Here is a 21268-nt window from a genome sequence, read left to right as displayed (position 1 = left end):
GAACCGCTCTTTAATCGTGCAGTTGTTTCGGTAGAGGGACTCCATAATATTGGTTATGTGGTAGCAGTAGTAGAGGAGGGTTAAGTTGCTCGAATTAAAAACGATAGGGTTGTTCTTTATCACAGCAATCGCTGAGATATTGGGTTGTTACTTGCCGTACCTATGGCTAAAAGAAGGTAAGTCGATTTGGCTCTTGTTACCTGCAGTATTTTTCCTTGCTCTATTTGCTTGGTTGTTGTCTCTTCACCCAACTGCAGCGGGTAGGGTTTATGCAGCGTATGGCGGTGTATATATTTTTGTTGCGATATTATGGTTGTGGGTAGTAGATGGTATTCGTCCGACATTATGGGACTTCGTAGGTGTAGCCGTTGCCTTACTTGGTATGGCAATAATAATGTTTGCTCCTCGTAGTACAGGATAGCCCTACCCAAATGGTGAGTTGAAGGTGTGTAAGTTGACAATATGCACCTGATGGACAATTAATCACGACATCCCTCAACGTCATTCGATGATTCAGACGTTACTCGTATTTTGGATGAAAACGTATGGAAAACTTTGTTAAGGGCTTATAGCAAAGCGCATGAAAATTGAGCGTTAATTATAAAATCAATAGAATGTGATAGATTACTCCCCAGTAGAATAGTTCTACCCATTCAGTTTGAGTGAGATATAGTTTTATGTTCGGTCGTACCAATCAATTAAAAATCAGCGTATCTGAAGAAAGGATTCAAAAGCTTGATACTTTTCTGAAGACGATCGATACCGATATCGCCGTATCGATGTCGTTTGTTCGACGAGCGCAAAGCCTGTCTTTTAATGATCTCGACCAGCGTGTATCCGGGTTGAATGGTTCAACATTAAAACGCTATATGCAGCAAAGCTACCGCTCAATACGCCCAATCCACATGGTAGCTGCAATGTCTTGGATCATGATGGTTCCAATGACCAGTTTCTACTTTGCGCTAAAAATGAAAGAACACTATCGGGGGATGGATGACGAAGCGATCAAGGCGTTATTCTGTATTGGTCGCTTACCGAGCGAGCAATTTCATCTCTATTTAGATTTGATCACCAATATGATGAGTGCAGAGAGTAGAGCTCAATTTTCCAAGTTTCGAATAGAGACTGAATCTCAATTTGATCCGAACATTATTTACGATGAATTACTTCCGCCACCAGTGCTGGATATTAATGCCTTTGCAATTGATTACTATCGCTCTGCAGCCATCACTGTGAAGCGGTTCCGAGAGGAGAATCAGATCCCGATTGAAGTTATTGCGCGGGTTCTTGGTTTGTCTGAATATCAATACCTTCAACTTGAAAACGTTAGTAAAGTCCGTGATTTTTCCGTTTCAATAGGCTTTAGAGTTAAGCTAGGTTTTGAATTGAATTCTCATGTTAACTTTACAAGTGAAATGCGCCAATTCCCACAATTCCACCAATTGAGACAAGTTCAACACATAAGAGATTCCTTGATTGTTGAGGCATTGCGTCACCTAAACGGGGAGTGCAAACTGCGTGCCGTTGAAATTTTGACCACTTTATCAAAAATATACATAAAAAATGCGGTCTAATTAGGTCAAGTGAAAATAATCAACTCAAATTACACAGAGACTTGAGTTGATTATATTTAGTTAAAAAATAACAATAATGCTGTTTTGTTTAGGTTAGAGCTTCAAGTGTTTTTTGCAATTCAAGAAATGCGACTGCTTGCGCTAACATTATGGACGCAACTTTGTCTGGATATTGTAAATGGACGAGGTGATCAGCATTTTTTATCACCACTAATCGACCGTTTTTTAACTGGTTTGCAAATACAGCGGCTGTTTCTTTTGTCACATAAGGATCAAATTCACCGACGCACACTGTGCATGGCGCCGCGATATTGGTGATATTTGAAGGTGTATGAACAAGCAATCTGACGGAGTTTTCAAAAAACACGTCAATACGTTCTTGCTGCATATTTGTGATATTCCTAACAGTGGCTTTTATGATGGCTTTGTTTCTCGGAATGTCACAATGACTAACCGTTAACGATTCCGTAAAAGACTGTGCAAATTTGCTTGGGCTATCCATTGCTGCTGCGATCATTTTTTTTGTTGCAAGCCGTCCTGATGATGGGATTCCTGGTACGCCACCACAAATTGACATGGTGAGTACATTAGACCATATATCACAGAGCTCAACCGCGACTGCGGTGGCGTAAGAAAAGCCAATAATGTGAGCACTACTCACGCCTAAATAATCGATTAAATCACGTAACATAATCGCTTGATCACGAATGCTAATCGTTGACTCAAGATTTTCAGTGTGACCAGTACCCGGTACTTCGATAGTGATACAGTTAAGTTTCGTCGCGAAATATTTAGTAAATGACTGTACGCTTTCGATGTCTTGTAACGCACCTAATAAGAAGAGTGCGTATTGGTCTGACCCTGCACATTGGTGGAAAGAATAGCGATAGTGATTGCCGTTTAAAACAGTTTTAATAGTTTCCATTATAGTGTCCTTTGTTAGAAAGGACTTAACTATAAACGATTGATAGTTAACGTTATGGCTAGGTAGTTAAATAATGAAAAACCACACACTAGAACAATATTTGGCTGATGCAGATCAACCGGTAAAAAATTTCATGGCTGAATTGTTGGAAGCGTTAGGAAAAAAAGTTTCCGATGAACAAGACCCAAGACTAACATTCAGTTATTTTGGTGCGCATTTAGAAATTAAACTCGTTTCGTTTGATAGTGGTGGTGAATAAAAAACCATCATATTTGAGCGATGATATACATCATAGAAAGGCTTTAATATCATGCGCTTTGGAGTGTGAGATCAAGTCATTTAAGATTGGAAATAACCGCATTATCTCAAGCCGAACATCATGTTCGGTTTAACTTTACGTTAGCTCTACCAACGCTATGCAAATTCATCAATTCTATTTTTTTCGTACGACATTCTCGCCTTGAAGCGTTTCACTACCATACCGTCTTGGTTTCGGTTCTCCTCCAAGTATTTACCGCAGAAAAAAAGAACCCCGCGAGGAAGCGGGGAAAAGAAGGTTATTGTTGTAGTTCAATGCTCAACTGACGTTTGTTGTGAAAGCAAAGTGTTTTTCTAACTTGTTTAAGAGTAGAAATAAAGTTGTAGAATTACCAATTTCATTATGCGTTTAGTCTCACTTTTTATGATCGCTGTGATCTTTATTCAACAAAATCGACATTTCGGTTGTTTAATAGAATCGATTGCTTGGTTAAATTTTACGCGGTTGAACGTTTGCGTAAAAATATGTGATGAATATCCCGATTCTATCTCTATACTTTCCGTCCGGTTATGGGCAAAAGACCCAACCAATACAAGCCGTCACATGGACGAGTGAATGACCCCAAGGACAGGACCAGCTGTTAATTCAATGCTTGTATAAGGTAATCTTAAGTGAATGTAATTTTTGGTTTAATCGGTGTCCTCGTTCTGATGGGCTGTGCAGTACTGTTGTCGGAAAGCCGTAAGGCGATCAATTGGAAAACAGTCTCTAGAGCCCTGCTTTTACAGGTTGGTTTCGCCGCTTTAGTTCTTTATTTCCCTTGGGGTCAGGTAGCGTTAGCTAGTTTAAGCAACGGCGTTTCGGGACTCCTATCTTTTGCCGATGAAGGTATTAAGTTCCTTTTCGGTGATCTTGCTAATACTGGTTTTATTTTTGCCATCCGCGTTCTCCCTATCATTATCTTTTTCAGTGCGCTTATCTCTGCACTTTACTATCTAGGCGTCATGCAGCGTGTGATAGAGTTCATTGGTGGTGGTATTCAAAAATTCCTTGGTACCAGTAAAGCTGAATCTCTTGTTGCGACGGGCAACATCTTCCTTTCACAAGGTGAATCACCTCTTTTAGTCCGTCCTTTCCTTTCACGTATGACACGTTCAGAGTTGTTTGCCGTAATGGCTGGTGGTATGGCGTCTGTTGCGGGCAGTGTACTTGGCGGTTATGCCGGTTTAGGTGTTGATCTTAAATATCTGATCGCAGCTAGTTTTATGGCGGCTCCGGGTAGTTTAATGATGGCTAAAATCATCGTGCCAGAGCGCGGCATGCCAGTCGATCAGACTGATATCGAAATGGACAAAGCACAAGATAGTAATGTGATTGATGCGCTTGCGAGTGGTGCGATGAATGGTATGAAAGTCGCAGTGGCGGTGGGTACTATGCTCATTGCGTTCGTATCAGTTATTGCGATGGTGAATACAGGTCTAGAAAATCTTGGTGAGCTAGCGGGTTTCACGGGTATTACCTTGCAGGGTGTATTTGGTTATTTGTTTGCCCCTCTTGCTTGGGTGATTGGTGTACCAGCAAATGAAGTGTTGATGGCTGGTTCATATATTGGTCAAAAAGTGGTGATGAATGAGTTTGTTGCGTTCATTGACTTTGTTCAACACAAGCAATTGTTATCAGAGCATTCTCAGATTCTTGTGACCTTTGCATTGTGTGGTTTTGCTAACATTGGTTCAATTGCAATCCAACTAGGTTCTATTGGTGTAATCGCACCAGAACGACGTTCAGAAGTAGCGAATTTGGGGCTCAAAGCGGTTGCCGCAGGCACGCTCGCTAACCTTATGAGTGCTTGTTTAGCCGGAATCTTTATATTGCTATAAGCCAGACATTGGTAAATTGGCAGGGATGATGGCAATACTAACGTTTGAAGAACTATCAGCGTTTGATTGTCCCCTCAAAGGTCAAAAAGCCAAGTGCATATGATGCACTTGGCTTTTTTTATGAGTGTTTGCGCTAAGTCGATATTTGCATATAAGTTCGTCGCGGTTAACGATTCGATGTCGTTTCACATATTGTGTTACATTTATATTGTTATATATTCAACTGGTTTCATTTGAATGGTTGTAAGCCATGTTTACAAGCGCCACCTTTTGCAAATTAAGTAAGGATACCAATAGTGAAAAATATATATTGTTGCTCATTCTAATCTTTCCATTCTCTCTACAAGCTGACTCTTTAGAGCAAATGGAAGAATCAGCCACTGAATATCTTACTGAGTTCGAGAAAAAGCTACGGTCAGCTGATCTTGCCATGCTGTATTTAACTGAAGATAAAGATTATCCATGGGATGATCATCATTGTCCTTATTATGACTATGATTTTGACAGCAACCCAGAATTACCCATAGAAGAGTTAGCTACAATCGATCGTTTTGATTATGCTCAGAGCCTGTTAATTGACGTCGCCATTTTTGGACATACAATCGCAACACACAGCGATCCTAATGAAATGATTGAACGATTAAAAGCAATTTATGGTGATTCAGAAGAAGAGGATGTTATATACACGTCGGAATTTGCCTATGCCAATTGGCCAGTGTTTGCACAAAGCCCGGAGCAATATTTACGACTATTTTGGTCAAAGACAATCGCAACGGATATCAGCAACTTTACTTCTGATTATGAATGAGTTTGCACGGTTATTAATTTTGTTCAGTATAAGAGGGTGCTATTCCAGTACTCGTCGTGATTAATCGCAACCTAGCTAGGTTCTATTGACGTAACGCATCGGAGCGGCGGGCTGCCCTATGGATTTATGTTGCTGTAAGCAATCAATAGATAGCAAGCGCCAGATCAATGGTGCTTTTTTTGTATCTAAGGAAATGAATTCAACACCAAACAATAGAAAATACTGGGTAAATGGCAATAGTATTACCTAAATCATTGCATTGTAGATTTATGGCAATAATATTGACTGCATAATTGTGGTTGTTATAACGATAAATTTTTAAGAGATATACTAATTATGGATAATCTGGTTCCCCGTTTTTTGCGTTACGTAACGTTTGATACGCAATCTAACCCTACCAACCCATTTTGCCCAAGCAGTAAAGGGCAATTCACTTTTGCCAATGTACTTAGAAATGAGCTTATTGAATTGGGATTAAGTGACGTTACATTGGACGACAATGGCTATTTGATGGCTCGTTTACCAAGCAATGTAGATTACGATGTGCCTACGATTGGTTTTATTGCGCATATGGATACCGCTCCGGATGCTTCTGGAGCAAATGTTAAGCCGCAGTTAGTCGAAAACTACCAAGGTGGTGATATCGCATTAGGGCAGGGTGATGAAGTGTTATCACCAATTCAATACCCTGAATTGCATCAGCTACATGGTTGCAACCTCATAACGACAGATGGCACCACGCTATTGGGCGCAGACAACAAAGCAGGTATTGCTGAAATTATTACCGCTGTCGCAACCTTACTCGCCAATCCTTCGATTCCCCACGGTGACATCTGTATTGGCTTTACACCCGATGAAGAAATTGGTCGTGGCGCCGATCTGTTTGATGTTGAAAAATTTACTGCCAAGTGGGCGTATACCATTGATGGTGGTCCTGTTGGCGAACTTGAGTATGAGAACTTTAACGCAACCAGCGCTGATGTGATTGTGCATGGTATTAACGTGCATCCAGGCACCGCAAAAGACAAAATGGTTAATGCGATGAATATCGCTGCACGTTTTCAAATGATGATGCCGTCGCAAGAAACGCCTGAATGTACTGAAGGTTATCAAGGTTTTTACCATCTAAAATCGGCTGAAATGTCTGTTGCTCGAAGTGAATTGGGTTACATTATCCGTGATTTTGATCGTGACGGTTTAGTTGAACGCAAAGCTTTTATGCAGAGCAAAGTTGATCAACTAAACAGTGAATTAACCCACGGGCGTGTCGAACTCAAAATGACAGACATGTACTTCAACATGAAAGAGATGGTTGAGCCACACTCACATATCATCGAGTTAGCTAAACAAGCAATGATTGAGTGCAATGTCGAGCCAATGATCAAGCCAATTCGTGGTGGTACTGATGGTGCGAGGCTTTCATTTATGGGGTTACCTTGTCCTAATATATTCACTGGTGGCTACAATTTCCATGGTATTCACGAGTTTATTACCGTTGAAGGGATGTCGCATGCCGTCAACGTTATTGTGAAGCTGTCAGAAAAAACAGCATTAGAATACCGATAATGTGCTGAATGCTCTACGATTGAGGTAAGTGCCTCATTTTTCGGAGCTTCTAATGAGAATTTTGCTACTTCTAGGTTCCCATCTTACTGTTATGGTTATGGGCTTTGCTCTTGGTATTTATGCATTGCCCATTCTTACGCAACCCGCCTCCCCGGCGATGAAAGAAATACAAGATGTTTCAAAGCACGCGCTTTACAACGGTATGTTTCAACGAGATCGGTTGGATAGTGATTTTCTTCACTGGGGGGAGGGCTCAATTGCTATCAGTGATACTCAGATTGTGTTTATTGGTGAGTTATCACCAGGTCCTGATTACAAACTGTATCTTTCACCTGTGTTCGTGGAGAGCGAAGATACATTCAATCAATATAAAGACACAATGATTCAAATCGGCGATATTAAAACCTTTGATCGATTCAGTTTGAATTTGCCACCGGAGGTAGTTGTTGCTGAGTACAACACAGTAATAGTATGGTGTGAAAGTTTTGGTGAATTTATCACTTCGGCTCGCTATAACTAGTAATTGGATTTATTAATTCATTGTTCATGTACAAACAACTGACCAAATTGATTACAGGAGTAACACGTGGAGAAAGTACAAGTTGTTATCGATTTTCTTCTTACTCATAAAGCTATATTTTCTATTGTTATCATCACAATAATTGCCATTATTCGTAGGTTCACTCTTTCTAAGATTCGTGGTGATGTAGCGTTCGTTACGGAAGATCAACGTAATTGGATGTCTCGTACTAAAAATGGATCGTTTGGTTTAATCGTACTGCTGCTGTTTATACTTTGGCAGTCGGAGATCAATGAATTCGCGCTATCATTAACGGCCATTGCAGTCGCGGTTGTTGTTGCAAGCAAAGAAATTATTCTATGTTTTACTGGTTCAATTCAAAGGGCAAGCTCGCGCTCATTCCGTATTGGTGACTGGATTGAAGTTGGTAAACTGTGTGGCGAAGTGATCGAGCACAACATGATGGCTACAGTTATCCAAGAAATAGACTTGTACCATGGTCAGTATCATTTCACGGGCAAAACCGCTACTTTGCCGAATAGCATGTTTTTCACTTATCCAGTCAAAAATCTCAATTTTATGAAGCGTTTTGTCTACCATGATTTTTCTATCGTGGTGCGAGATTTCGTCAATCTTTACCCAATGCTTCCAGAGATGATTACGAAAATCGAAGTGCATTGTCTGGATTTTATTGAAGTAGCGCGTCGATACAACTCTATTATTGAAAGACACGCTGGTGTCGATTTACCCGGTTCAGAGCCACATATCCATATCAATAGTACATCTACTGGTGAACAGGTCTTCCACGTTATGATTTTTTGCCCGACAGATCAGGCAAGCCACATCGAACAACTGATTCGCCAAGATTTTATGGTTTTGTATGAAGAACGCTTTCCGGTGGTATCTACGGTGTAGAGTTTGCACCGTAACAATCTGAAATACTTAAATTAATCGTCACCATAATAAATCTCAATGGAACTTTGGTTTCATTGAGAGTATTGTGCGCCCGCATGCCTATATACCAATCGAGATGCTTAGATAGAGCTGTAACTTATTACGAGCAGTCAAATATGGCGCGATTGATAGGGCAACTACCTCATTGAAGGGGAACACCACAAAGAAAAAGTTGGAGCTGCATTTCTGTTTGCATGGCTCGCTTAACGCAAATAAAGAACGAAAAACTCAAGATGAACTTTAGCCCCCTCTACCGTTTGATAGCGAATACATCAGAAAATAGCTACGTTAATGGCTTATGTAATGTCTTTTTGATGCTTCTACCGATCAGTTTGTTGTCAGCATTTTGTATGCTGATTAGTAGTGGTTTGACGATGATTGGTATGACGGAATTGGCGAATAAAATACAATTTTCTAGTACGCTGATCTGGAAATTATTTCCCATCTTATTAGTTGTTTATTACTCACAGTTTTTAGCGACCTATCATAAAACATCACGCACAAACGTTATTACGCCTTCGCTGCTGATTTACGTGATTCTTGGTTACGAATGGGGGATGTTGACACCGGGGAGCACGATCCCATCTAACTACCCCTTAGCCATATTCATCCCACTTTTAGTTAGTAAAACTACGCAGATCTTGGAACGTAAAAAATTGTTTATGGAGAGTGATCTACCTAATGTGGTCGATCAAACCATTAACTTAGTTGGCGCGTGTATCTTTATGGTTGTGCTATATGTAGGGGCTGGTTACTTTTTTAAAGGTTGGATTCAGTCATTCGGGGAGGTGACTCGATTGATCTCCAGTTTAGATGAGTACTCTCTTGGCGATGCATTGCTGTATGAGCTAGTACGCAATCTCTTTTGGTGCATAGGTGTTAACGGTCACATTATTCTCGCACCGTTAAAAAACGAGCTTTTTGAATTCACAACTCAAAGTTTTGAGCTCTATGCTACTTTTGGTACGCCACTCCCTATTTTGACAAGTAACTTCTACGATATTTATGCTGGTATTGGTGGTGCAGGTAATACATTAAGCCTAGTTATATGTATGCTGTTTTTTACTAAGAATAAAGGCTACCGAGCTCTTGCCATTGCAACGCTTATATTGAGTATATTCAATATAAATGAACCGATATTATTCGGTTTGCCCGTTATCTTTAACCCTGTTCTAGTGATCCCATTTTTACTCGCCCCTATTGCCGGTTTAAGCGTCGCATACGTAGCCACGTCATTAGGTTGGGTTTCTCCTGTTTCAACATTAATCAGTTGGATGACTCCCGCATTTTTTAGTGGCTATCTTGCCACGGGCAATGATTTCGCTGCATCAGTATTACAATTGGTGATTGTGCTGCTGGGGATGTTGATTTACCTGCCGTTTTTTAAACAGATGGATAAGGTTGCTGGTACCAATGCGATTTTCACCAAAGGGCTATCAGACAATTTCTTCAATTATCGTGATCTTGGTAATAACCGATCTGTGATGGGCGTATTACCGCAAATGAGCGCCAACTTAGCAGCGCAACGCGATATTAGTCAGTTGCAAAAAACAGGTGAATTTATACTGTTTTATCAACCTCAATACGATATGTCACAGAGTTGCGTAAATTCTGTGGAGGTCTTAATTCGCCATCAAAGCCACAATGGCAGAATTACTCCGCCAAGATTTCTCTCCAGCTTTGCAAAACTAGGGCTCATGTCAGAGCTTGATCTTTGGGTCGTTAAACAAGCTTTGAATGAAGTGAGTCCATTGGCGGTCAACCCGAATTTTAAAGTTTCAATTAACATATCGCCGGATACGTTTTTGATTGAAGATTTTGCCAATATTGTGACTAATTTGATTGAGAAAAGCAGCCTATCTTATAGTCAGGTCGAATTTGAAATTACGGAAGATCTGTTGATACAAGATGAAAATAAAACGTGGTCTGTTTTACAGCAACTTCGCCGGATGGGAATTTGTATTGCTTTGGATGATTTTGGTGCAGGATACTCTTCAATAGGCTATTTGAGCCGCTACGAGTTTGATAAAGTGAAGATCGACCGTTCTTTGGTACTCAATTTAAATGAGAATAATGGTAAAGAGATGTTTAGCTTAACCAGCCAGCTTGTACGCACTACGGGTGCGGAGATTGTAGTTGAAGGCGTAGAGAAACAAGAAGAAATAGACTTTATGGTTGAACAAGGCATCAATTTAATCCAAGGCTACTATTTTTATAAACCAATGCCGTTTAAAGAGATAGTCGACAAGAATCTCTTTTGTTAAAGGCATTAAATCAATAGAAGAGGGCGAATGCCCTCTTTTTATCATTATCACGTTCTTACGCTTTGGCAAATTTAGGATAATTCTGTTTTAGTCTTAGTGCTATGTTGACCAACGCTATAAGCACTGGAACTTCAATGAGTGGTCCAATCACACCCGCAAAAGCTTGATCTGAATTTAACCCAAACACTGCGATAGAAACTGCGATGGCGAGCTCAAAGTTATTGCCCGTGGCAGTAAACGCAATCGAAGCGTTTTTATCATAGGGGATATTCAACCGTTTTCCGATAAAAAAGCTCAAAAAAAACATCAGAACAAAATAGATCGTCAAAGGAATGGCAATTCGAACGACGTCCATGGGCAATTCTAGGATCATCTCTCCTTTTAAGCTAAACATCAAAACGATCGTTGCCAGAAGCGCAATAAGTGTTATAGGGGAAATTGCGGGAATAAATACTTGGTTGTACCACATTTCACCTTTTGTCTTTACGAGCAATTCTCGGCTAAGGAAGCCAGCTAAGAATGGGATACCTAGATAAATTAGCACGCTTTGTGCAATATCGGTCATTGAAATGTCAATTGCAAAGCTTTGATAGCCAAACAATGGTGGTAGCACAGTGATAAAAAGCCACGCCATAAAGCTATAAGTAACGATCTGAAAGGCACTGTTAATCGCGACCAAGGCAGCGCCGTATTCCTTGTTGCCGCCACCGACATCATTCCAAACCAGGACCATCGCGATACAGCGAGCTAAACCAATGAGAATGATACCTACCATATATCCCGGTTTGTCAGCTAAGAATGTCATAGCCAAAATGAACATTAAGATAGGACCAACGATCCAATTCATTACCAAGGAGAGTTTAATGGCTTGTTTATCGTGTTTCACTTTTCCGAGTAAGCGGTAATCCACTTTCGCTAATGGTGGATACATCATCAAAATCAAACCAATAGCGAGAGGGATGTTGGTTGAACCCACCGACATCGCTTGATTCCAATAGGCAACTTCGGGAAAGAGTGCGCCGATACCTACACCGATAGCCATCGCTAAAAATATCCATAATGTTAAGTAGCGATCGAGAAAGCTTATTTCAGGTTTTTGATTTTTGTTTGTCATATATTACTCTTTCTATATCGTCCATCGTCGAATTGCGATTCATGGTGCGCTAAAAGATAAAGTTGATGCCAGCAAGACATACTCAGCCCTGACCTAATTTTTATTGGGTAATCTGTTCAAACAAGCTGATAAATTCTTTGTTAGCGCTAGGGTTGATTCGATAACAGGTTTTAGGTGGATTGGGCTCGGCGATAATGAAACCAGCTAGCCTAAGAATTCGCAAATGCTCCGAAACTGTTGATTGAGCCAAACCAAGTTGAGAGACTAAATCGCTATTTAAGCATCCTCCCATACTTTCTAGCACTAAAAGGGTTTTAATAATACGTACCCGTGCTGGGTGAGCTAGTGCTTTAGCTTGCACAGCAAATTTATGTTCCAAGTCGAGTTGTTGCTGGTTTGCTTGAAGCAAGGATGCATCGGTCGAATTACATAGATTCATATGTCACACAATAGTCAATCGTCGAATGACGATATAGTAGTTCATCAAAAAAATTCGATCAAGGGTTTATGCTCGAAAGAAACATGTAATATCTAACTCAAATTCAGATTTCAGTGGTAGAGTTCGTTGTCTGGACACATGAATATCATGAAACCAATCGCTTTCGATACACGTCCTACCCCCTCATGCATAGCAAGTATGATTTTGCCCCGAAATTGTCAATAATTAAGAATAATCTTTCAAAGGCTAATCTTAATTATTCTAGAGATAGTGTAAATATATTCTTAATAGAGAGAATAACAGAGTTTTTCACGTTGTATTTTTAAGAATTAGAACAAATAAATAGATACCCGACAGATTTCAACGAATTCTCTATTGTAAATATAAGGCTAATTAACAACTAGTTGCTGTAATATAGACTCTTGAATAGCGTTTTTTGAAAATTATGGTTCAGAAATGTTATCTAAATAACATTTCTGAACCAATATCTAAGCCAGAGTCTGTTTTATTGTTGATTTAATCAGCTATTGTTGATTTCGTCCATTGGAAGATTGAATAGATTAATTTTTGGTGGAACTTGCGAGTGTGATGTTGTTAAATTTGTGAATTGCGGATAGGGCTTACTATCTAAGTACTATTAACATATTTATTTAAATATGATGATGTTTATATTCTGCAATCGGTAATGACAAATTGAGAATTTCGGGTCTGATGCTATACGTTAATAACCTAATTCTCATAAGGAGAATAGTATGTCACGTTATTGTTATTTTTTTATTAGTAGGTCAACAAAGGATGAAATTGTTTGCTGTCATTCGAAGAAAAGCAGTCAATTTAGCGATAATAATATCAAAAAAAGCAGAAGGTTTTTTATTGGACCTGTGAAAGGAGGTAGTGTCTATGTGGCGTAAAATGTGCGCTGTCCTTATATTAACCTCATTTTTTGCCCCCTCGTTGGCTGCATCAGAAGAATATGACGTTGGTGCGATGTCTAGTGAAAAGGCGTTTGAAACGGGACGATTACTTCGTGCTCAGTTCAAAAATGCAGAATCACGAGTGTATTTAAAGTTAGCAGCAGAGAATGAGAATCCAGAAGCCCTATTTCTGTATGCAATGGAACTGTCAAACTACAAAACAACCATTAGAACACCACCTGAAGCCCGTAAGTATCTACTCAAAGCCGCTGAATTAGGTAATCGTAGGGCGATGTACCAGTTATTTACAAGTGCTAAATGGTTGAGAGATATGGATATCGCTTATTGGAGAAATCAATACTACTCCAGCCTGATTATGTTAGGTCGTGATAATCCATCCCAAGCGATGTATGAACTTGCCCGTTTTCACAAAGGCTCAGATAGCGAACTTTTTAGCCACTACCTCGATGTAGCCGCTGGCTTTGACCACCCTCTAGCCTTGATGGATAAGGCTAAGAGTATTGGTGATGATGAGGGATTGTTTCAATTTGATAGAGGGGGGGATCATGCAGATAAACTCTATCTAGCTGCGGCAAAGACTCTGTATATTCCTGCAATAAGAAACTACATTAGCCTCTTAGAGGATAAAGGTCGCTATAAGGAAGCGTATGAATGGCGACTTACTGCTCTCGAACAAGGGGATATAACCTCTTTAGCAGTAGTATCAAAAATTCTTCTTGGACATAGCTCTACTTATTCGTTTGTTCCTCAAGATCGAGTGAGAGCCAAAGCATACATAGATCTTTACTTATTATTTGCAGGGGATGAAAGGATGACATCTCTACGTACTGCTCTGGAGTTGAATGAAGAGAATATATCCGTGGCGATGAATAACAAAGAAAGGAAACAATCTGAAGAGATATATCTCAAATATAAGACTAGTCTCATTTTTTATAATCATGACAAGTTTTGGGACACGCATTAATAATGGTTGAAATCGTGATAAAATAAATTATTTTTTGGGTGCGTGTCATGCTTATACAATTTTTGTAATTTTTATGTTTAATATATTCTGCTACTTAATATAGTATTCCGTCGATTTAAATTGTCGCTAACAGATAGTATTGTTAATTACAATTGGTTGCAAGGTTTAGCAGTTTATAGTTGATTTGCTAATTAAGCACTTACTTAAATATACAAGATTTGATATCTAAATTGCAAATTTTATTGTTAATAAAATAACTGAGAAATCACGTCAAATTTACAATGCAATACCGGTTTTGACTAGAATGTCCGCGACTTTGGTCATAGGTCTGACCGTGAATTATAATTATTGGCATAGGGATTGGAGACATAAAATGTCTAAAGAAGGAAGTGTAGCCCCGAAAGAACGGATTAATATTAAGTATATTCCAGCAACGGGAGATACACAGGCGGAAGTAGAATTACCTTTAAAAACGCTTATTGTCGGTGATTTTAAAGGTTATTCAGAAGATAGCCCTCTCGAAGAGAGAGAAACTGTTTCGGTTGAAAAAAGTAACTTTGAAGCAGTAATGCGTGAGAGCAATCTAAAATTAACCACCGTTGTACCTAATAGATTGGGTGAGGATGGAAGCCCTGATCTTCCGATTGATCTCAGTTTTAAATCACTCGCGGACTTTTCACCAGATTCGGTAGCATCGCAAGTCCCTGAATTGAAGAAATTGGTTGAACTGCGTGAAGCTCTAGTCGCCTTAAAAGGACCTTTAGGCAATATTCCTGCCTTTAGAGAGCGTTTGCAGGGACTTCTTAACTCGGAAGAGTCGCGTGACAAACTATTGTCTGAGCTTAGTCTCGTGGGCGACAAAGAAGAACCTAAAGCTTAATCACCGCACACTTAATCAAATTTAGGAACGAAGTTGATGTCTACTACCGAAGCTGTTTCAGAAAGGAAACATACCGAACAAAGCAGTCTGCTTGATGAAATCATGGCTCAAACGCGCATCGCTCCAAGCGACGAAGGTTACCATGTAGCTAAAAAGGGGATAGCAGCGTTTGTTGAAAATTTAATTGGCTCTAACCAGGTGGGAGAGCCAGTAAATAAATCACTAGTTGACCAGATGCTTGTAGAGCTTGATAAGAAAATCAGTTCTCAAATGGATGAAATTCTACATCAAGAAAGCTACCAACAAATGGAATCTTCATGGCGCGGATTGAAGTTATTTATTGATCGTACCGATTTTCGTGAAAATAACAAAGTAGATTTATTGCACGCAACGAAGGATGAGTTGCTCGAAGATTTCGAGTTTGCCCCAGAGACAACTCAATCAGGTTTATATAAGCATGTCTATTCGTCCGGTTATGGACAATTCGGTGGTGAACCTACAGGCGCTATTATTGGTAATTTTGCTTTTACACCATCATCAGCCGATATGAAATTGTTGCAGTACATGGGCGCGCTCGGTGCTATGGCCCATGCTCCTTTTATTTCGAGTGTAGGACCTGAGTTCTTTGGCATTAATTCATTTGAAGAGCTGCCAAATATTAAAGATCTAAAATCGACGTTTGAAGGTCCAAAGTATGTTAAATGGCGTGCTTTGCGAGAATCAGAAGACGCAAGATACCTCGGACTAACTGCTCCGCGTTTCTTATTGCGAGTTCCATATGACCCAATTGAAAATCCAATTAGATCATTTAACTATGTCGAAAATGTTAGTGCTTCACATGAGCATTATCTGTGGGGGAATACAGCATTTGCATTTGCAACTCGCCTCACAGATAGCTTTGCTAAGTACCGCTGGTGCCCAAATATTATTGGTCCCAAAAGTGGTGGCGCAGTTGAAGATCTTCCAGTGCATACGTTTGAGTCGATGGGGGCATTACAGAACAAGATCCCTACCGAAGTGTTGGTGACTGATCGTAAAGAGTTTGAATTGGCAGAAGAAGGTTTTATTGCGCTAACGATGCGTAAAGGCAGTGACAACGCTGCTTTCTTTTCAGCGAATTCGATTCAAAAGCCGAAGGCTTTCCCAAATACCCGAGAAGGGAAAGAAGCGGAGACGAACTATAAGCTAGGTACACAGCTACCTTATATGATGATCATTAATCGCTTAGCCCACTACGTGAAAGTGCTACAGCGTGAGCAAATAGGTGCCTGGAAAGAACGTCAAGATCTTGAGCGTGAGTTGAACGGCTGGATCAAACAATACGTTGCAGATCAAGAAAATCCGCCAGCAGACGTACGCAGTCGTCGTCCTCTTCGTGCTGCGAAAATTGAAGTGATGGATGTAGAAGGGGAACCGGGTTGGTATCAAGTTTCACTCTCAGTTCGTCCGCACTTTAAGTACATGGGTGCGAACTTTGAGTTGTCATTAGTTGGTCGCTTAGATCAAGCATAACGATGACATATATAGCACCGGAAGAGAGTGCATTTGGTGTCGGATTTTTAGAGCGTTTAGAAACCGGCACCAAGCCAATGTCATTGACTCAAGGGCCTAAGCCTGAAGATGTACTCCAATCAATTAAGCGGAATGTGTCCAATATATTGAATACGCGTATGGGTGAAGCTCAAAGCGCACCAATGTTAGGGCTCATCGATTTCAATGATGCAACGTTAGAAGTATTAGATTTGTCGTTGCGGATTAAACTTGCGATACAAAGTTGTTTAACTGCCTACGAACCGAGATTACGGAACATCGAGATTCGAACTGAGGCAGATGCATATAGCCCTCTAATGCTGCGTTTTCACATTGTGGCTGAAATAGACAGCGAAGCGTTGCACGAGAAAGTTCAGTTAAATCTGTTACTGGATCAAAACCGAAAGTACCAAGTGTATTAGGACATTATGAGCCAAGATAAGTACTTTAGAGAAGAGCTTGCTTTCCTTAAGGAACAGGGAAAGCAGTTCACTGAAATTCATCCTCAACTTTCTCGCTTCTTACATGGAAGGACCACGGATCCTGATGTAGAACGTTTGTTAGAAGGCTTTGCTTTTCTAACGGCACGTTTACGTGAAAAAGTTGAAGATGAGTTCCCTGAGTTGACGCATTCTATTATCAACATGTTGTGGCCAAATTATCTTCGTCCTGTTCCCAGCATGAGCATAGTGGCGTTTACTCCAGATAAAAGTGTCAGTGGTAAACAGAAGATAGCTCGAGCGACTCAGCTTGATAGCAAGCCAGTGTTTGGTACCAAGTGCCATTTTAGAACGTGCCGCGATGTCAATATTTACCCAGTCACGTGCAGTGATGTCGGTGCCCACCATACTCGAGAGGCCTCGGTAATCGACATTACACTCAATATGCTTGGCGAGAACAGCATAATGGATGCACAACTTGATGAGCTTCGTTTTTACTTGGGTGGAGATAAGTATAGTTCGCAAATGCTGTATCTATGGCTCAATCACTATCTCGATAAAGTAAGTGTTGAAGTGGCGGGAACGGAGTTTATTCTGCCGAGAAACACAGTAAAAACTGTAGGGTTTGATAGTGAGCAGTCATTGCTACCATATCCAGAAAATGTTTATGAAGGTTATCGAATTCTACAAGAGTATCTATCGTTTCCTGATGCGTTTCACTTTTTTGATATTGCCCATTTTGCGAGCGTGCTACCTAAGTCAGAGCTAAGCGAGCTCAAACTGAAAATCAGTTTTTCTAAGACGTTGCCAACCGATGTTCGAGTGCGAAAGGATAATTTTCAGTTGTACTGTACGCCTGTGATCAATTTGTTTGAGCATGATGCAGATCCAATCGATCTATCTGGTAAACGTTCAGAATATCGTATTGTGCCTTCTAGCCGTTACCCATCTCACTATGAAGTATTTAGTGTTGATGGCGTGTTTGGCTGGCAAGATAAAACACAAGCAAGCCAAAGAATCCGTGGCGAAAAACGTGTTTATACCGCGTTTGAAAGCTTTCAACATGAAGTTGAACGAGTCCGTAATCGAGAGGCGCTTTATTACCGAACACGCGTTAAAGATAGTATCCGCGGAGACGGCTTCGATAATTTTATCTCATTCATCCGCGGTGACGAAACCCAATCAACTCATGTAGATGAAGCGGTATCTCTAAAACTGACGTGTACTAACCGGCTATTACCTTTGGAGTTAGGAGTTGGGGATATTTGTGAACCGACAGACAGTTCGCCCCCATTTGCAACGTTTAGCAACATAACCGTTCCGTCTCAATCTCTTCGCCCCATGTTAGATGGCAGCTTATTGTGGATGTTGATTTCAAATTTATCACTTAACTATCTCTCTTTGCTTTCAAAAGATGCTTTGAGCAGCGTATTGCGCGCTTATGACTTTCGAGCTCTTGTCGATCGTCAAGCGGAACGTGTAGCACGCTTACGCCTTGAAGGTATCCAAAAAATAGAGTCACAGCCCGTCGATAAAATACTCCGTGGCTTACCAGTAAGAGGACTTCAATCCACGATCTATATTGAGCAAAGCGGCTTCGGTTCTGAAGGCGAACTGTACCTGTTTGGTACCGTACTGAGCCATTTTTTTGCACTTTATGCCAGCATCAATTCATTTCACGAGTTGATAGTTATTAATACGTCCAATCAAGAGAAGTACCGATGGGGAACACAGTCTGGAATGCAGCCGTTGATTTAGAAATTTCTGCGATGCAGGAATCTCTGATGGACTTACCAAGTGATGTACGCACCTACAATTTTTATCAGTTGGTTGAATTGCTACAAAAACTGAATGCGTTTAATCCTGAATCAGAAGATTGGGAACGTGAATGCCGATTGGTATTTAGCGCGAATCCCAGTCTAGGTTTCGCTCCTTCGGATGTAATCGATTTAAATAAATTAGACGATGAGAGGCTTGTCTTACATACCAATTTTTTCGGTTTAACGGGCGCTCAGTCTCCATTGCCTGGCTTTATTTTACAGCAATTAGTAGAAGAAGATCGAGGTGGGTTTAAGCGACCATTTCTCGATTTTTTTAACAATCGATTGATTAACTTAGTGTATCGCGTTTGGCGAAAATATCGTTATTACGTGCGCTTCCAAGAAGGGGCACAAGACCAGTTATCAAATCAGCTTTTTGCTTTAGTCGGGCTGGGAGATGCAGATCTCAGAGGCGAAACGCCGATCAACTGGTGCAAGATGCTTGCTTACTCGGGGATGTTGGCAGGGCGTAGTCGATCACCACAAGTTGTCTCGGGAATTATAGCGCATTGTTTTGATCTGCAAGATGTCAGTATTTCGCAGTGGGTGAGAAGAAAAGTTGAGATAAATCCATCTCAACAGTTTTGCTTGGGAAAGCAGAATGGTGAGTTGGGACAAAACACCATTCTTGGTGACTCTGTAATGGATTGCAATGGAAAGTTCAATATTTGCATCAAAGGGTTAACTCGTGAAAGGTTCGCTGATTTCTTGCCATCAGGTAAAGAATACCAACCATTTTGTAAGTTGGTTGAGTTCATCATGAGAGAACAAATGGCCTACGACTTAGAACTCACTATGCATGAAAGTGAGGTGCCTATGATGAATCTATCGCGAGATAACGGAGTGACATTGGGTTGGACATCATTCCTAGGTCAAGATCTATCTGACAAAAATGTACGCATCCAGGTGAGGCAATAGGATATGCAAAAAAATCAAACAATTTCAATGTTAGTGAGTAATGCCCACCTGCTTGAATCAGGTTTATCGGCTCAGTGTGCTTTCGATATAGCCGGCGGTGTAATTGGTTGCTCTGACAACGCACATTGGTACTTACGAGATACCAAGGGGCAGATTCAACATCAACATTGCAAGGTCAGTGTTATTGATGGTGCGTTCTGTATTGAGGACCTATCCGGTGGCACCTATGTGAATGGATCGCATATGCCTCTAGGAAAAGGGGCTTCGGCCAAACTTGAGCACAACAATGAGATTGTGATTGGTCCTTATCTTGTTCGAGTTATGTTTTCTCAGGTAGGTGAGGATTCCGCATTGGCTAACAATTCGATTGAACAACTGTTTGAGAACGAAGGCCTAGACTTGCTCAGTGATGGTGATTTCGATGCATCAGAACGCGAAGTTCAAGTGGAAACAGTTAGTCCAATTGATCCAATTACTGCGCTGGATAGCTTGTTGCACGATACAAAAAAAGAACAGTCATTGATAGAAGAAACGCAACCAATTCAGCCTCATAAAAATCAAACCATTATACCCAAATGCGAGACGCAAAGTGGGCAGCCACAATTTACGCCTCAAGCGGATAATGAGTATGAAATGAGCGCATCAATTCGCTTAAAAAAAATTCTCGGTTTTGGTCGAAAAGATAAAGACTCAAAACCAAAAACGTCAGTTGAGCGCCATCATGAAACGCAACAGGCGACTCATTTGAATATTAGCAACAGCACTTATAACGCACCAGAGGGCTTAGGGATGAACGACAAGGCATTGGATCTACTAGAGGAAGAAGTAGCTAAAAGTTACCAGTCTCATCATGACATACAAGATCGATCGTTAACGAATGCAAATCATCTACTTACGGGCCCTATGCTCACTGGGTTAGGTGTGGATGTAGGCAATACTCATGACATGGATAAGATGCACATGTTGTCTGAAGAACTCGGACAATCGTTGCAAGCATGCGTTCAAGGTTTGCTCGAGCTAAATCAACAAGTGGTTGAGGGACGTTTCGGAATGATGAATCGTAATCTACAACCTATCGAAGACAATCCACTCCGTTTAGGACTCTCTTATGAAGAGACTATTCGTACATTGTACGATGCTGACAAAAGTTTGGTGCATCTGTCAGCACCTGCTGCCATTTCCGAAAGTTTAAAGAGCATTCGCGATCATAACGTCGCAATGCAACACGCAACTGCGGAAGCGTTGCAACAGATCCTCCATGCTTTCTCACCCCAAGTGTTACTGCGTCGATTCCAACATTACAAACGTAATAGTGATGCGCAGCATCAATCGTCAGAGTCATGGGCGTGGGAGATGTATTGTCATTACTACCAAGAGTTAACCTCTGATCGTCAAAAAGGTTTTGAGAAGTTGTTTTGGGAAATTTTTGAACAATCCTACGACAAGAAAATTCGTGAAAAACAGTTGGAGTTATAACA

19 protein-coding genes are annotated in these 21268 nt (G+C 40.6%); 16 read left to right on the top strand and 3 right to left on the bottom strand.

The window, feature by feature from the left end; genetic code table 11:
* Positions 1-85: 85 nt before the first annotated feature.
* Positions 86-421 (top strand): YnfA family protein, encoded by a 336-nt coding sequence (locus L4C38_RS04585; protein WP_428796355.1) that lies wholly within the window; start codon positions 86-88, stop codon positions 419-421.
* A 256-nt stretch (positions 422-677) separates the two neighbouring features.
* A complete protein-coding gene (locus L4C38_RS04580; RefSeq protein ID WP_428796354.1) occupies positions 678-1574 on the top strand; it encodes a hypothetical protein in 897 nt (298 codons plus the stop codon).
* Between the two features lie 88 nt (positions 1575-1662).
* On the opposite strand, the gene L4C38_RS04575 is transcribed toward L4C38_RS04580, so the two are convergent.
* Positions 1663-2499 carry an alpha/beta fold hydrolase gene (locus tag L4C38_RS04575; protein ID WP_428796353.1) on the bottom strand — a complete coding sequence of 279 codons (837 nt, stop codon included), beginning with the start codon at positions 2497-2499 and terminating at the stop codon, positions 1663-1665.
* A 73-nt stretch (positions 2500-2572) separates the two neighbouring features.
* Between L4C38_RS04575 and L4C38_RS04570 the strand changes: the two genes are divergently transcribed.
* The 7 genes from L4C38_RS04570 to L4C38_RS04540 all read left to right on the top strand — a co-directional run bounded on the left by L4C38_RS04570 (position 2573) and on the right by L4C38_RS04540 (position 10750).
* On the top strand, positions 2573-2758 hold the full coding sequence (locus L4C38_RS04570; protein ID WP_428796352.1) for a hypothetical protein: 186 nt from the start codon (positions 2573-2575) through the stop codon (positions 2756-2758).
* A 671-nt stretch (positions 2759-3429) separates the two neighbouring features.
* Positions 3430-4638: a NupC/NupG family nucleoside CNT transporter gene (locus tag L4C38_RS04565; protein ID WP_428796351.1), complete on the top strand. Its 1209-nt coding sequence runs from the start codon at positions 3430-3432 to the stop codon at positions 4636-4638.
* 250 nt (positions 4639-4888) lie between these two features.
* Positions 4889-5446: a hypothetical protein gene (locus L4C38_RS04560; protein WP_428750092.1), complete on the top strand. Its 558-nt coding sequence runs from the start codon at positions 4889-4891 to the stop codon at positions 5444-5446.
* Positions 5447-5782: 336 nt separating this feature from the next.
* Entirely contained in the window at positions 5783-7012 is a 1230-nt protein-coding gene (gene pepT, locus L4C38_RS04555; RefSeq protein WP_428796350.1) for a peptidase T, read from the top strand.
* Positions 7013-7064: 52 nt separating this feature from the next.
* Positions 7065-7532 carry a DM13 domain-containing protein gene (locus L4C38_RS04550; protein WP_428796349.1) on the top strand — a complete coding sequence of 156 codons (468 nt, stop codon included), beginning with the start codon at positions 7065-7067 and terminating at the stop codon, positions 7530-7532.
* A 66-nt stretch (positions 7533-7598) separates the two neighbouring features.
* Entirely contained in the window at positions 7599-8447 is an 849-nt protein-coding gene (locus L4C38_RS04545) for a mechanosensitive ion channel domain-containing protein (protein ID WP_428796348.1), read from the top strand.
* Between the two features lie 272 nt (positions 8448-8719).
* Positions 8720-10750, top strand: a complete 2031-nt coding sequence (locus L4C38_RS04540) for an EAL domain-containing protein (RefSeq protein ID WP_428796347.1) — start codon at positions 8720-8722, stop codon at positions 10748-10750.
* Positions 10751-10805: 55 nt separating this feature from the next.
* On the opposite strand, the gene arsB is transcribed toward L4C38_RS04540, so the two are convergent.
* A complete protein-coding gene (arsB, locus tag L4C38_RS04535) occupies positions 10806-11864 on the bottom strand; it encodes an ACR3 family arsenite efflux transporter (protein ID WP_428796346.1) in 1059 nt (352 codons plus the stop codon).
* 100 nt (positions 11865-11964) lie between these two features.
* Positions 11965-12303: an ArsR/SmtB family transcription factor gene (locus L4C38_RS04530; RefSeq protein ID WP_428796345.1), complete on the bottom strand. Its 339-nt coding sequence runs from the start codon at positions 12301-12303 to the stop codon at positions 11965-11967.
* A gap of 900 nt (positions 12304-13203) precedes the next feature.
* Between L4C38_RS04530 and L4C38_RS04525 the strand changes: the two genes are divergently transcribed.
* From L4C38_RS04525 to tagH, 7 genes are all read left to right on the top strand, one after another.
* Positions 13204-14202: an SEL1-like repeat protein gene (locus L4C38_RS04525; protein ID WP_428796344.1), complete on the top strand. Its 999-nt coding sequence runs from the start codon at positions 13204-13206 to the stop codon at positions 14200-14202.
* 373 nt (positions 14203-14575) lie between these two features.
* Positions 14576-15082: a type VI secretion system contractile sheath small subunit gene (gene tssB / locus L4C38_RS04520; protein WP_428796343.1), complete on the top strand. Its 507-nt coding sequence runs from the start codon at positions 14576-14578 to the stop codon at positions 15080-15082.
* Between the two features lie 36 nt (positions 15083-15118).
* Complete coding sequence (gene tssC / locus L4C38_RS04515) at positions 15119-16594, top strand: type VI secretion system contractile sheath large subunit (RefSeq protein WP_428796342.1); 1476 nt, start codon at positions 15119-15121, stop codon at positions 16592-16594.
* A gap of 2 nt (positions 16595-16596) precedes the next feature.
* Positions 16597-17034, top strand: coding sequence for a type VI secretion system baseplate subunit TssE (tssE, locus tag L4C38_RS04510; RefSeq protein ID WP_428796341.1), 438 nt, complete (start codon positions 16597-16599; stop codon positions 17032-17034).
* A gap of 6 nt (positions 17035-17040) precedes the next feature.
* The gene (tssF, locus tag L4C38_RS04505; RefSeq protein ID WP_428796340.1) at positions 17041-18810 is read left to right on the top strand and encodes a type VI secretion system baseplate subunit TssF; all 1770 of its coding nucleotides are present in this window, start codon (positions 17041-17043) and stop codon (positions 18808-18810) included.
* A complete protein-coding gene (gene tssG, locus L4C38_RS04500) occupies positions 18774-19790 on the top strand; it encodes a type VI secretion system baseplate subunit TssG (protein ID WP_428796339.1) in 1017 nt (338 codons plus the stop codon). The genes tssF and tssG overlap by 37 nt, the downstream gene beginning before the upstream one ends.
* A gap of 3 nt (positions 19791-19793) precedes the next feature.
* The gene (gene tagH / locus L4C38_RS04495; protein WP_428796338.1) at positions 19794-21266 is read left to right on the top strand and encodes a type VI secretion system-associated FHA domain protein TagH; all 1473 of its coding nucleotides are present in this window, start codon (positions 19794-19796) and stop codon (positions 21264-21266) included.
* Positions 21267-21268 lie beyond the last annotated feature (2 nt).

Origin of the sequence: Vibrio kasasachensis, from assembly GCF_050337565.1 — a bacterium.
GTDB classification, from domain to species: domain Bacteria; phylum Pseudomonadota; class Gammaproteobacteria; order Enterobacterales; family Vibrionaceae; genus Vibrio; species Vibrio kasasachensis.
The sequence above is the reverse complement of the archived record's forward strand: the minus strand, read 5'-3'. Positions and strand labels throughout refer to the sequence as shown.